This is a genomic window from Acinetobacter sp. AOR34_HL (genome assembly GCF_027854795.1).
GTDB lineage: Bacteria > Pseudomonadota > Gammaproteobacteria > Pseudomonadales > Moraxellaceae > Acinetobacter > Acinetobacter junii.
In genome coordinates this window covers 75,977-89,047 of record NZ_JAKTID010000055.1, presented here as the reverse complement: position 1 = coordinate 89,047, position 13,071 = coordinate 75,977, and the positions used below count along the sequence as shown (strand labels likewise).

The following is a 13,071-nucleotide window of genomic DNA, read 5'->3' as shown; positions in this document are numbered from 1 at the left end:
AAGTTTGAACGTAATAAACCACACGTAAACGTGGGTACAATTGGTCACGTTGACCATGGTAAAACAACTTTAACTGCTGCGATTGCAACAATTTGTGCAAAAACTTACGGCGGTGAAGCGAAAGATTACTCACAAATCGACTCTGCTCCTGAAGAAAAAGCACGTGGTATTACAATTAATACATCACACGTAGAATACGATTCTCCAATCCGTCACTACGCTCACGTAGACTGCCCGGGCCACGCCGATTATGTTAAAAACATGATTACTGGTGCTGCTCAGATGGACGGCGCGATCCTTGTATGTGCTGCGACTGATGGTCCAATGCCACAAACTCGTGAACACATCCTTCTTTCTCGTCAGGTCGGTGTACCTTACATCATCGTATTCTTAAACAAGTGTGACCTTGTTGATGATGAAGAATTACTTGAATTAGTAGAAATGGAAGTTCGTGAACTTCTTTCTACTTATGACTTCCCAGGTGATGACACTCCAATCATCCGTGGTTCAGCTCTTCAAGCATTAAACGGTAACGACGGCCCTTACGGCGAAGCTTCTGTTCTTGCACTTGTAGAAGCGCTTGATTCTTACATCCCAGAACCAGAGCGTGCAATCGATAAAGCATTCTTGATGCCAATCGAAGACGTATTCTCTATCTCTGGTCGTGGTACAGTAGTAACTGGTCGTGTAGAAGCTGGTATCATCAAAGTTGGTGAGTCTGTTGAAATCGTTGGTATCCGTGATACTCAAACGACTACAGTTACTGGCGTTGAAATGTTCCGTAAACTTCTTGACGAAGGTCGTGCGGGTGAGAACTGTGGTATCTTACTTCGTGGTACTAAGCGTGAAGACGTACAACGTGGTCAAGTACTTGCTAAACCAGGTACAATCAAGCCACACACTAAATTCGATGCAGAAGTATACGTACTTTCTAAAGAAGAAGGTGGTCGTCATACTCCATTCCTTAACGGTTACCGTCCACAGTTCTACTTCCGTACAACTGACGTAACTGGCGCGATCAAATTACAAGATGGCGTAGAAATGGTAATGCCTGGTGACAACGTAGAAATGTCAGTAGAGTTAATCCACCCGATCGCAATGGACCCAGGTCTACGTTTTGCGATCCGTGAAGGTGGTCGTACTGTAGGTGCTGGTGTTGTTGCTAAAGTAACTGCATAATCGCCTAGAGTGATCAAAAAAACACCCCTTATGGGGTGTTTTTTTATATCAATTGTTTGACAATTTTATTGAATAGTGTCCCAAACTGATACTTTGCTGTCCCAAACTGCACTTAATTGATCCATATAAAAACGTAATATAAAACTTAAGAAAACGAACAAAAGTGCTCAGAGAAAAAAGTTCACTGAAAAGGAGTAGGCGGCATGAATGCTAAAGTAAATATTTCAAATCGTGCAGGTGCAAGTTTCCCAGTACGTCGTATGAATTTTGATTTTGATCAAGTACCTGAATACTGGATGAGTGGCTCAGCAGGTCTTACACATTTTATGACTGCATTATCTGCTTTATTTCCAGATGGTGAGAAATTATTTATTGATTCAGTTCGTGCTGTGCGTTATCACCCAGCGATTAAAGAGAATGAAGAGCTGCAAAAAGAGATTAGTGCGTTTATTGGTCAAGAAGCAATGCATACTCAAGAGCATATTAATTTCAATGCTTCTGCTCAAAAATACGGTCATGATGTAAGAGCCTTAGAACAAATTACAGGTCGTTACATTCAATTTGCCTTAAATAATTTTTCGAAAATCGTAAAACCTTTTGGTATGACACGTGAGATGGTTGATCTCACCGCTACGACTGCCCTAGAGCATTTTACAGCGACGATTGCATCTGAATTATTGCGTAATAAGCATATTCAAGATTTGATGACAGATGACACAATGTCTTATATGTGGTTCTGGCATGCGGTTGAGGAGAATGAGCATAAAGCAGTTGCATATGATGTATATGAGTCTGTTTTTGGCACAGGAATTAAAGCATACAGCTTACGTACAACAGCGCTCGTATTTGCCATGACTTTAATTTTTATTCTTCAGTCATACTTCACTTTACGTTTGCTTAAGCAAGATAAAAAGCTAAATCTTAAAGAGTTGGGAATGATTTATAAGTATGGTTATAGTCCATCAAAAGGGATCATCGCAGGAATGGCAGGAGAAATGCTGGCGTACTTTAAACCACGTTTCCATCCGAATGATTTAGATACAGTTCAATTATTAAAAGATTGGAAAGCGAAATTAGGTTTGTAAGCCTTATTTTCTTCAATACTGTTTGTTTTTAAAGGGCATGAATTTGCCCTTTTTCTATTTTTAATATTTTCAAAAAAACTTGAAGACATGTCCTAAGATGATGCTTTTATGACCTTATCTGCACTTAATTAAAGCATGATAAACAGCGTATAAAATAAGAATGGATAAAAACAAAGAATGGATTCATCATTAAGGAGAATAAGGTATGAATGCTAAAGTCAATATTTCAAATCGTGCTGGCGCTAGTTTCCCTGTACGTCGAATGGATTTTGAGTTTGGTGATGTGCCTCGATATTGGGCAAATGGTGATGCTGCACTCACGCATTTTATGACTGCTTTATCAGCGCTATTTCCTGAAGGTGAACAATTTTTTGTAAACAGTACTCGTGCAGTTAGAAATGATCCTAAATTAGCTGACCCTCGTTTGCAGAAAGAAATTAGTGCTTTTATTGGTCAAGAGGCGATGCATTCTAAAGAGCATTTAGCGTTCAATGCATCTGCTCAAGCCTATGGTTATGATGTTCGTAAGATGGAAGAGCAAACGGGCAAAGTGATCAATTATGGTGTTAATGTAATTACTACATTACTTAAACCTTTTGGTTTTAACAAAGAAATGATTGGATTAACTGGAACATGTGCTTTAGAGCATTTTACCTCTACAATTGCTGAGGAATTATTAAGTAATCCAGATATCCAATCGATGTTCATGGATGAGACAATGTATCATTTGTGGATGTGGCATGCTGTTGAAGAAAATGAACATAAAGCTGTTGCCTTTGATGTGTACGAGGCAATGTATGGTCAAGGCGCTAAAGCTTATTTTATGAGATCACTAGCACTTATGATTGCAATGGGTCTGATTTTTATTACCCAATCTTATTTCACTGCAAAACTACTCAAAACTGATGGAAAACTAACGTGGTGTGACACGAAATATATGCTAAAGTTTATGTATGGTTATAAAGGTTTTATGACCCGTCAAATACCAACTTTACTGGCGTTCTTAAGACCTAAATTCCATCCAAATGACTACGACACCACTGAATTATTAAATAAATGGCGTGCCGAGTTAGGTTTTAATCCTCACTAAATAAAATGGGCAATCAATCAGATTGCCCATTTTTTTATTTAAATTTGGTTTTAAATTGTCGATAATCTGCCAATTAGGTTTTTGACAAGGTGTTCACGTGATTCGATTGATGCAAGAAAAGGATTTGGATAAAGTTGCTGAGATTGAATGTTTAGTTCAAACACATCCGTGGTCTAAAAAACAATTTCAGGAGTCTTTGCTTTCTTACCAATGCACAGTCTATGAAACTAAAAATCAAATAGTAGGATTCTGTATTTTACAGCCTGTGTTAGATGAAGCTAATTTGTTACTGATGGCGATCCATCCAAGCCAGCAGGGCAAAGGTCTTGGATACGAGTTGTTAGATTATTCAATTCAACTTTTAAAAAATAATCCTATCCAAATTTTTTTAGAAGTACGTCAAAGCAATCATGCTGCAATTCGTTTGTATGAAAAAATGGATTTTCATCAAATAGATTTACGCAAAAATTATTATCCCAATTTGGATGGTACAAAAGAGCATGCTGTGATTATGGTCAAAACATGCACTGATGATTTCGCGTCTTTATTTAAATCCTAAATTATTTAATGATTAGATCATCCCACTCTGAAGGTAGTGTACTCATGAGTGAGTTTCCGAGTTGATGAATTTCTTTCTCAGATAATGGGCGATTGAGTCTACGCCATTGACCATCTAGTAATAGTTCAAGTGGTGTGTATTGTGACTTGTAGTTCATTTTCGCTGAGTGTGGCACCCAATAACCAAGATACAAATAATCAAGATTTAGAGTTTTTACATATTCAATTTGTTTAAGAATGGCATAAACGCCCAAGGAGCGACGTTGTTCATCTGGGTCAAAGAATGTGTAAACCGCAGATAAACCATCATCCATCAAATCACAAGTAGAGACCGCAATTAGTTTTTGGTCTTTCCATAATTCGATAAAAAAACTTTCTGTGCAACTGTGAACGAGAAACTTCTCGAACTGATCATAATTGGCTGGATACATATCACCATCTGAATGTCGCTCGTTTATATATCTCTCATAAAGCTGATAATGTTGTTCTGTCGCTTGCGTGGTAGGCAAGATATTCATGCTTAAATCTTGATTGCGTTTCCATGCCTTTTTTTGGCTGCTATTCATTTGAAATTCTTGAATAGGGACTCTACACGACAAACATTGACGACATAAATGACATTCTGGGCGATAAACAAAGTCACCACTGCGACGAAAACCAACACGTGACAGTTCAGATAATGTCACCACATCAATGCGATGAATTGGATCTAAGAACACCATCCGAGCTGATTTGTTATCGAGGTAACTACAGTCATGTGGTGGAGTAATGTAATACTGTAAGTCATTTAAAAGGGACTTGGGTTGGTATGATTTCATTAATCTGTCCCTCCAAGGTGTTAATCCATTAACCGTCTAATTTTGAAAAAAGAGCTATTGTTTTACTTGAAAATACACGTTCTTGATAACTTTTCCAATTGATAGAGGGGGTAATAATTACATCTTGTAACGATTTTAAATAGGCTTGGCGAGAAAGTGTACGTGCTCCAAGACTTAAAAGGTGATCGTTGACCAATTGGCAATCGATCCAAGGCAGTTGATTTTCCTGTCCAATTAACATCAGTGTATAGAATGCCATTTTAGAGACATCTGTTTCGGTGCTAAACATCGACTCACCAAAACATCCTTTACCAATAGTGACACCATACAGGCCACCTACAAGCTGTTCATTATTCCAGACTTCGACACTATAGGCATATCCTGCTTTAAATAGAGCTGAATATCCTTCAATTATATCTTCACTAATCCATGTCTCATTTGCATAACTTCGTGGTAACGAACAGGCACGAATGACTTGTTCAAATGCATGATTAATCGTAATTCGATAATCATGTTTTTTCATATTTCGTAGTAAGGATTTGCTCGGTTTATATGCGTCTGGTTCGATAATGCAACGTGGTTCAGGACTCCACCAACAGATAGGTTCATCTTCGTTGAACCATGGAAATAATCCATGTGTGTAGGCTTCAAATAATGTAGACGGTGAAAGATCTGCACCAATACAGATGAAACCATGTCCCTCAGGATCTGCTTCAATAGGATCAGGAAAAATATATTGAGAGGGTGGAAGTTGATGCATAATAAAATGAATATGGAAAGGATTCAGATTAAACTAATCTAAGAAAGGTCGAATGGCAAATCTAGAACTTTGCCATTCGATCATCAGTATTTAATTAAATAATCGTAATTGTTTCGCGATCTCCAACTTCTTACTTTCTAAAAATATTTGGGCTTTAGATTGGATAATTTCAATGCTTTTAACTTGATCTGAAACCGTTTGACCATCTTTATCTAAAACTAACCACCCAAGCTGTTGGATGACATCTTGCACATAGTAAGCAAAATCTGTTGCAGTCGTTAAACCCTCTATAAAATGAGCGCGATAAAATAATTGATGAAAATGTTCAGTCGGTATACCAATGCCTGTGATTGGACTAATTAAAACGCCATAGTTTTGATGAAAACTCGCTTGTTTTAAAATGTAATGATTCAGATTATGGCAATGCTCGAACATTTTTTGAGATGGTTCATTATTTTGACATGGTTGAGCTAGTCCAAGATGGCACAGGATAACGAGCGCATTTAAGATTTTTGCATAGTGAAGCTCGGGAAAACTAGCTTCCAAATCTGCAATAGTGAGCGGTTGATAGTTAACTTCAGCAAATCGATTGCCAATTGGTTGATAAATTTCCTCTATCAAATTGAATGTCCCCAATAGTCCTGTAATGCTACTCGGTAATTGCTCTTTGGCTGTTAGAAGAACAAATGCTGTTTTTCGGAGTTTTGCTTGGACTTGTAATGGGGTTAAATTATTCTTGCCTCGAATAAATAAATCCCGTCTAAATTGTGTGTTGGCAAAATAATCTCGGCATTGTTCTTTGAAAATCGGGTGTTCAATCGCATTTAGAAATTGCTGATGTTCTTCTGAAAAATTAATATTATCTAGATGCGTTCCTAAGTCTGTAGACCCAGCATAAGATAATTTAATTTCATCTAGGATTCTGACTACTTGCTGAAATGAAAAGCATTGCCAATCTTGATTCAAATATTCATGAATTAAGTAATTTGGATTTTGTTGTTTGAGATCGATTACTTTTTGCAAAGCATTGGGATTTCTTTGAGCAAAGATTGGATTTTGTTTAAGTAGTTCTTCGCTAAAATTTAATGCTTCATTCACTTTTTGCAGTGGGTTTGTACTTTTGCTATTAAATTTAAAATGGCTATGAAATAACTCGCGTATAGGCATATTGGCAGCCCAACCTGTCACGCAGTTATAACTGATATAGACAATACCATTGGGTTTTAAATATTTACGAATGAATTTCAAAATGATGTGTTGGTTTTCATAGCTTATCCAGCTCCATATTCCATGTAGGCTAATTGAATCAAACATGGGTAAATCATTTCGATTTAATAATTCTTCAAAGCTATCATCAAAAAAATACGGCTTAGTTTGGCTATGTTGTGCTAATTGGTTGGCATGAGCTGCATGTGCAGGGTTAAAGTCAGTACCGTAGAAATTGGCATCAGTACTTGCTGCATGTATGTTGATGCTGACACCTTGCCCAAAGCCAAGTTCACAATGTGTTTGATTTGTCTGAATATCTGGACTATCTATCCCATTTAAAAGTAAGCAGAATTTTTGGAAGTTAGGGCTAAGATCACGATAATATCCATAGGTGTAATTGACTTCAGTTTGGTAGCCATTGGTCCATGTTGTTGTCATGCATTCATCCAAAATATAATTGTTGTTAAATAAAGCCATGTTCTTGATTGTATATATCATTTAACAAAAAAAGCCACCATAAAGATGGTGGCTTTTTAAACTTAATGTAAATTAGTTTAAATTATCAAGATACTTCTCAGCATCTAATGCTGCCATACAGCCTGAACCTGCTGAGGTAATCGCTTGACGATAGATACTATCAGCTACGTCACCAGCAGCAAAAACGCCTTCAATTGATGCTGCTGTTGCATTACCCGAAGTGCCACTTTGAACTTGAATATAACCATCACGTAAGTTCAATTGACCTTCAAACATATCTGTATTTGGTTTGTGTCCAATCGCAACAAATAGACCTTGTACTTGAACATCTTGTGTACTTGAGTCTTGGGTTGATTTGATACGTACAGATGTTACACCAGTATTATCACCCAATACTTCATCGACTTGGTGATTCCAAATGATGCTGATTTTGCCTTCTTTTTCTTTCGCAAAAAGATGATCTTGTAGAATCTTTTCAGAGCGCAAGCTGTCACGACGGTGAACTAATGTGACATGAGCTGCGATATTTGAAAGATAAAGTGCTTCTTCAACTGCAGTGTTACCACCACCCACAACCATGACATTTTGGTTCTTATAGAAGAAACCATCACATGTAGCACAAGCGCTTACACCTTGTCCCATGAATGCTGCTTCTGATTCAAGACCTAAATACTGAGCTGTCGCACCAGTTGAAATAATGAGAGCATCACAGGTGTATTCTTCCATATCGCCTTTTAAAACAAACGGGCGTGTTTTTAAATCAACTTCATTGATATGGTCATATACGATTTCTGTACCGAAACGTTCAGCATGGGCTTGCATACGCTCCATAAGGACAGGACCAGTTAATCCTTCAGGGTCACCAGGCCAGTTATCAACTTCAGTCGTCGTTGTTAATTGACCACCGAGTTGTAAGCCAGCAATGAGTGTTGGTTTAAGGTTTGCACGCGCTGCATAAACTGCTGCACTGTAACCCGCAGGACCAGAACCCAAAATAATTAACCGTGAGTGACGAGCGCTCATTAAAGAACATCCTTTTTATATTGAAAATGCTAAAATTATACGTGAATCCGTAGGGGAGTGGGCTAAATCGATGATGATAATATTGATTAACTCAATCGAATTGCGCTATATCCGATCAGGATGTTAACAACAACAGTAAACAATCGTGCATCTTTTTTGTAAGAACACGTGCATAATATTAGACTTATTGATTAGGGTTGTTTAGACCTTAAATAATAGACAAACAAATAACGAAATTGGGTTACAGGACTGTATATGACTGCGGTGTCAAGTGTTTATGCACAACGCTTTTTAATGACATTATTTTTGATTTCTTTTGGCATTTATCTATTTCTTGCCACAGTAACCTATACTCCATTTGACCCAGGTTGGATGCATATATCTAGTGATACCCAACAGGTTTCCAATGCGAGCGGTGTTGCAGGTGCATGGATTGCAGATTTGTTATTTGGATTCTTAGGATGGGCGAGTTTGCTGCTCCCGATTTTTTTGTTTATTGAAGCAATCCAAGTATGGTGGCCAAGAAGTTTCCTTAATCGTCCGTTTCGTTATGCGGCACAATTCTTCCTCGTGTTATCTGTGGCGAGTTTGTTCTATCTGCACTGGAATATTCCTGCGGACACTCTAGATAATGCAGCTGGTGGAATTATTGGTTATGAATTAGGACAAAGTCTAACTGGCTTGCTGACAATATATGGTGCAACGTTATTTTTACTCGCATTCAGTATTTTGTTATTAACTTTAGCCTTTGGAATCCAATGGGATAAAACATGGATTACTCTAAAGAAAACACCCGCATATTTGCAGGATCTATTTTATAAGAATGTACCTCAACAAGAGTCAGCGTATGATCGTACTGAACAAATTACGATGACTGAAACACCGTTAAAAACCAATGCTCAGACTTCTGCTACAGTTGTAGGTACAGAACCAGTATTAGCCAACCATTCTACTCACGATACTATAAACCAAGAGACTCAAACTAAATTTGATGATTCTCATCATCAGGTATTGGCTGAGCGATTATTTGCCGATGTAGCCGCAAAAGAACAACAACGCATGAATGTCCAAGAATCAAAACCTGAGGACGATTTCGAGCAAACATTAAAACGTGCGCACCAATTTGAAGCTGAAAGTCAAAGACTCATACAAACTGGTGAGGTTTGGCGTGCACTGCAACATGATGAACAAAGCCATAAACAAGAAATAGATGCTTTACTGAAAGCCGCAGATGATCGTAACGAGCTTGATGATCATCAGATGTTAAATACATCATCACATTCTACTGTTGTTCGGAAAACTAATCATCGTGATTTAGACTGGAATGATGATGAAATTTTTGATGAATTACTTGCTGCTGTTCCAAATAGCAAAACAGCGACAGATGTTCATACACCATTTAATCAAGAGTTGCAGACTACTTCATTGCAACAAAAACAACAGTTTGAGGTGGATGAAGATATTGATGAATTTGAATTCGCTGTAAAGCCAGAGAATACTGTAGTCGTTGAAGAAAATATTCATTCCCTGATAAGTGCTCATGATGAGGTGAAACAAACTCAGAAATCTGAATTTGATGACTTCGATGATTTATTGATAGACGAAGATGAGTTTAAGACACCTTCGACAAGCACGAGTTATGCACAGTCATCTGCTTTCGTAAAAGCACCAATTGAAGTTGAAGCACCAAAAGAAACATTATCTAAGGAAGCATTCATCGAGGCATGGCAGGAAACAGCTGGTAAAGCAGAACCAGAATTAGAAATCGATTTGGATGATGATTTTGATCTAGATGCTCCTTTAACTGATGCTTTCGGACGACCAATGTCACGAGCAATGCAAGTTGCCCAAAAGCGACGTGACTTACCTACCTTGCCTGGTTTGGAGTTATTAGATCGTGTTGATCCAAATAAGAAAGTGAATTTTACAGCCGATCAATTGGCTAGATTATCTGAATTGCTTGAGATCAAACTGCAAGAATTTAATGTCAAAGCACAAGTGGTGGAAGCACAGCCTGGACCAGTAGTGACACGTTTTGAACTTGATCTTGCACCAGGTGTTAAAGCATCAAAAGTTACTAATATTTCACGCGATCTAGCGCGTTCAATGTCGATGGCTTCCGTACGTGTCGTTGAGGTTATTCCTGGTAAACCATATATCGGGATTGAAGTACCTAATAGTTCTCGTGAAATGGTGCGCTTGATCGAATTATTGGAAACCCCAACTTATCGTGATCCAAATAACTTGATCAGTATGGCGATGGGTAAAGATATTTCAGGCAATCCAGTACTGACTGATTTAGCCAAAGCACCACATATGCTCGTAGCGGGAACAACAGGCTCAGGTAAATCGGTTGCAGTAAACTCGATGATTTTATCGATGTTATTAAAGTATACCCCTGATCAATTACGCTTAATTTTGATCGATCCAAAACAACTTGAGTTGGCAAACTATAGTGATATTCCTCACTTATTGACACCTGTAGTAACAGACATGAAGGATGCTGTTAGTGCTTTAAATTGGTGTGTAAATGAGATGGAGCGTCGTTATAAGTTGATGTCATTCTTGAAGATTCGTAAATTAAGTGACTATAACCGTAAAGTTGAAGAAGCGATTGCAAATGGTGAGGATTTAATTGATCCGACGTGGAAACCTAGTGATTCAGCGACTCAAGAAAGAGCACCTCGATTAACACCATTACCTTCGATTGTTATTGTTGCCGATGAATTTGCAGACATGATCATGCAGGTGGGTAAAAAAGCTGAAGAAATGATTACGCGTTTAGCGCAGAAATCACGTGCCGCTGGGATTCATCTTTTACTTGCGACACAACGTCCATCTGTCGATGTTATTACAGGTCTCATCAAAGCCAATATTCCAACGCGTGTGGCTTTACGTGTGAACAGTAAGATCGATTCACGTACCATCCTTGATGCGGGTGGTGCAGAGGACTTACTTGGACATGGTGATATGTTATTCCTTGGACCGGGTAAAATCGAGCCTGAGCGTGTTCACGGTGCATTTATCAGTGATGATGAAGTGAACCGTATATGTGATGCTTGGCGTGAACGTGGTGAGCCAAATTATGTGGATGAAATCTTGACGCCGTTCGATGAAGAACCTACATCACGTGGTTTTGAAGATGGCGATGGTGATCCTAGTCGGGATGCTCTATATGACCAATGTGTTTCTTTTGTTTTAGAAACCCGAAAAGCTTCAACTTCATCACTTCAACGTAAATTTAGTTTAGGTTATAACCGAGCTGCACGAATTATCGATCAGATGGAAGAGAATGGAATTGTGAGCTCAATGGGAGCAAACGGAAAACGAGATATTTTGGTTTAAACTAAATGATCATTTAAAAAGCCTCAATTTCGAGGCTTTTTTTATTTTCATTTTTATAGATTAAATATGGTAAAAATCACGTTTTTTAATTAAGCTGATAGACCATCGTCTCAGCATCGAGATCAGTTATGTTCATCGCTTTAAGTACGCTCATTTTCATTCATTTTTGTGCACTGATTACACCTGGTCCAGATTTTTTCCTTGTGTCGCAAACAGCAGTAAGTCGTTCACGTAAAGATGCTGTATTAGTTGCAGTTGGAATATGCATGGGCGCGATGCTGTGGTCTTTGTTGGCATTAATGGGACTGAATATCATTTTTGAGAAAATGGCTTGGCTTAAACAAGGACTTTTGATTGCTGGTGGTTTATATCTGTGTTGGCTCGGTTATCAGATGCTGCGTTCAGCATTTTCTAAACAAAAGCAGGAAATCAAACAAATTACCTTACCTCAATCAGCATGGTTGTTTTTTATAAAAGGTTTGCTCACTAATTTATCCAATCCTAAAGCAGTCATTTATTTTGGTAGTGTGTTCTCGCTCTTTCTTGCTAATCCACTTTTTGATCAACATCATTTCTTATTGTTTATCATAATAGCTGTTGAAACATTGGTATGGTTTTTACTTGTGGCTTTTGTATTTTCGCTACCTACATTCAGAAATGCTTACCAGAACTTTGCCAAATGGATTGATGGTATTTCTGGTGGGATCTTTACTTTGCTCGGTGTTTATTTGATTGGTAGCCGATAACAGAGAAATCAAAGCCTGCTTGAAGCAGGCTTTTTTATTATGCAAATTTCGCTAGGACTTCTAAGAATCCATCTTTTTGACGAGGAAATTGTGCAATTACATCATGAATGCGTTGCCCTTCAGGATTGGTTGCATTTAAGTCACGACCATCTGCTAAGAATTTAGTAATTAATCGTTCATAATCATTTGGGCGCATATGTTTAAACGCATGATATAGAACGTGAAAGTCAGCATTTACGCCTGCTGGAGGAAGTTGGTTGAGGTAGGCAAAAACACGCTCATCTGACCATTCTTCATTGAAAGTTGCTGGCTGTGATAATGCCATGACAATCTCCTGAATTTAAAAATAAAAAAGGCAAAATACGATGCAGGATCAGAAAAGCGTTAATTCTCTCAATTTATTCAAAAAAAGTATTTCAAAACAATTGTGAAAATAAAACTCAAACTTTTCAAATTCTGTTGTGTATTTTGCCTTTATTTACAAAAAATCGCTAATTGAAAAACTTCTATCGATCTTCAGGTAAATTGATATTCATTTCCAACATTTCGATGTTTGCTTCTGAACGAACTTGCATTTGGATGTGTTGTTCGTCTACACCACGAACATAACGACTTACCACTTGCATGATCTCTTTTTTCATTTGATCAATTTTGTCTTGGCTTAAACGACGACCAAGACCTTGTTCAGACGCAACAATAACTTTTAAGCGATCTTTGGCAGTTTGTGCACTTGATGGTTTTTCATCACTGCTAAAAAGTTTACTCCAGAATCCTGCCATAA

Annotated in this window: 12 protein-coding genes; 6 read left to right on the top strand and 6 right to left on the bottom strand. The window is 37.9% G+C overall.

Going from position 1 to position 13,071, the window contains the following annotated elements; all coding sequences use genetic code 11:
- The 4 genes from tuf to rimI all read left to right on the top strand — a co-directional run.
- Nucleotides 1–1,179: elongation factor Tu (gene tuf / locus MKL32_RS09740; RefSeq protein WP_017397316.1), on the top strand; the 1,179-nt coding region annotated here is incomplete at its 5' end.
- A 203-nt stretch (nt 1,180–1,382) separates the two neighbouring features.
- A complete protein-coding gene (locus MKL32_RS09735) occupies nt 1,383–2,264 on the top strand; it encodes a metal-dependent hydrolase (protein ID WP_125297736.1) in 882 nt (293 codons plus the stop codon).
- A 205-nt stretch (nt 2,265–2,469) separates the two neighbouring features.
- Nucleotides 2,470–3,354 carry a metal-dependent hydrolase gene (locus MKL32_RS09730; RefSeq protein ID WP_004913948.1) on the top strand — a complete coding sequence of 295 codons (885 nt, stop codon included), beginning with the start codon at nt 2,470–2,472 and terminating at the stop codon, nt 3,352–3,354.
- Nucleotides 3,355–3,451: 97 nt separating this feature from the next.
- Nucleotides 3,452–3,913: a ribosomal protein S18-alanine N-acetyltransferase gene (rimI, locus tag MKL32_RS09725; protein WP_004913946.1), complete on the top strand. Its 462-nt coding sequence runs from the start codon at nt 3,452–3,454 to the stop codon at nt 3,911–3,913.
- Nucleotide 3,914: 1 nt separating this feature from the next.
- On the opposite strand, the gene MKL32_RS09720 is transcribed toward rimI, so the two are convergent.
- The 4 genes from MKL32_RS09720 to trxB form a co-directional block, all read right to left on the bottom strand.
- Nucleotides 3,915–4,730, bottom strand: coding sequence for an arginyltransferase (locus tag MKL32_RS09720; RefSeq protein ID WP_004913944.1), 816 nt, complete (start codon nt 4,728–4,730; stop codon nt 3,915–3,917).
- 28 nt (nt 4,731–4,758) lie between these two features.
- On the bottom strand, nt 4,759–5,490 hold the full coding sequence (gene aat, locus MKL32_RS09715) for a leucyl/phenylalanyl-tRNA--protein transferase (protein ID WP_005403082.1): 732 nt from the start codon (nt 5,488–5,490) through the stop codon (nt 4,759–4,761).
- 90 nt (nt 5,491–5,580) lie between these two features.
- Nucleotides 5,581–7,137 (bottom strand): class I SAM-dependent methyltransferase, encoded by a 1,557-nt coding sequence (locus tag MKL32_RS09710; protein ID WP_099948231.1) that lies wholly within the window; start codon nt 7,135–7,137, stop codon nt 5,581–5,583.
- Nucleotides 7,138–7,248: 111 nt separating this feature from the next.
- Nucleotides 7,249–8,199 (bottom strand): thioredoxin-disulfide reductase, encoded by a 951-nt coding sequence (gene trxB / locus MKL32_RS09705; RefSeq protein ID WP_125272221.1) that lies wholly within the window; start codon nt 8,197–8,199, stop codon nt 7,249–7,251.
- A 255-nt stretch (nt 8,200–8,454) separates the two neighbouring features.
- Here trxB and MKL32_RS09700 point away from each other — a divergent pair, with 255 nt between their 5' ends.
- Both MKL32_RS09700 and rhtC read left to right on the top strand, forming a co-directional pair.
- Nucleotides 8,455–11,544 (top strand): DNA translocase FtsK, encoded by a 3,090-nt coding sequence (locus MKL32_RS09700; protein ID WP_270900469.1) that lies wholly within the window; start codon nt 8,455–8,457, stop codon nt 11,542–11,544.
- A 128-nt stretch (nt 11,545–11,672) separates the two neighbouring features.
- Nucleotides 11,673–12,290, top strand: coding sequence for a threonine export protein RhtC (gene rhtC, locus MKL32_RS09695; RefSeq protein ID WP_004960048.1), 618 nt, complete (start codon nt 11,673–11,675; stop codon nt 12,288–12,290).
- A 37-nt stretch (nt 12,291–12,327) separates the two neighbouring features.
- Here rhtC and MKL32_RS09690 read toward each other — a convergent pair whose 3' ends face one another.
- Both MKL32_RS09690 and minE read right to left on the bottom strand, forming a co-directional pair.
- Entirely contained in the window at nt 12,328–12,615 is a 288-nt protein-coding gene (locus MKL32_RS09690) for a PA4642 family protein (protein WP_004952694.1), read from the bottom strand.
- Nucleotides 12,616–12,796: 181 nt separating this feature from the next.
- On the bottom strand, nt 12,797–13,069 hold the full coding sequence (gene minE, locus MKL32_RS09685) for a cell division topological specificity factor MinE (protein WP_004663449.1): 273 nt from the start codon (nt 13,067–13,069) through the stop codon (nt 12,797–12,799).
- Nucleotides 13,070–13,071: the final 2 nt, after the last annotated feature.

What these genes read in the sequence shown, in the direction of transcription:
- aat (WP_005403082.1), bottom strand. Translation starts at nt 5,490, where the DNA reads ATGCATCAACTTCCACCCTCTCAATATATTTTTCCTGATCCTATTGAA.
- MKL32_RS09690 (WP_004952694.1), bottom strand. Translation starts at nt 12,615, where the DNA reads ATGGCATTATCACAGCCAGCAACTTTCAATGAAGAATGGTCAGATGAG.
- MKL32_RS09730 (WP_004913948.1), top strand. Translation starts at nt 2,470, where the DNA reads ATGAATGCTAAAGTCAATATTTCAAATCGTGCTGGCGCTAGTTTCCCT.
- minE (WP_004663449.1), bottom strand. Translation starts at nt 13,069, where the DNA reads ATGGCAGGATTCTGGAGTAAACTTTTTAGCAGTGATGAAAAACCATCA.
- MKL32_RS09720 (WP_004913944.1), bottom strand. Translation starts at nt 4,730, where the DNA reads ATGAAATCATACCAACCCAAGTCCCTTTTAAATGACTTACAGTATTAC.
- rhtC (WP_004960048.1), top strand. Translation starts at nt 11,673, where the DNA reads ATGTTCATCGCTTTAAGTACGCTCATTTTCATTCATTTTTGTGCACTG.
- MKL32_RS09710 (WP_099948231.1), bottom strand. Translation starts at nt 7,137, where the DNA reads ATGACAACAACATGGACCAATGGCTACCAAACTGAAGTCAATTACACC.
- MKL32_RS09700 (WP_270900469.1), top strand. Translation starts at nt 8,455, where the DNA reads ATGACTGCGGTGTCAAGTGTTTATGCACAACGCTTTTTAATGACATTA.
- trxB (WP_125272221.1), bottom strand. Translation starts at nt 8,199, where the DNA reads ATGAGCGCTCGTCACTCACGGTTAATTATTTTGGGTTCTGGTCCTGCG.
- MKL32_RS09735 (WP_125297736.1), top strand. Translation starts at nt 1,383, where the DNA reads ATGAATGCTAAAGTAAATATTTCAAATCGTGCAGGTGCAAGTTTCCCA.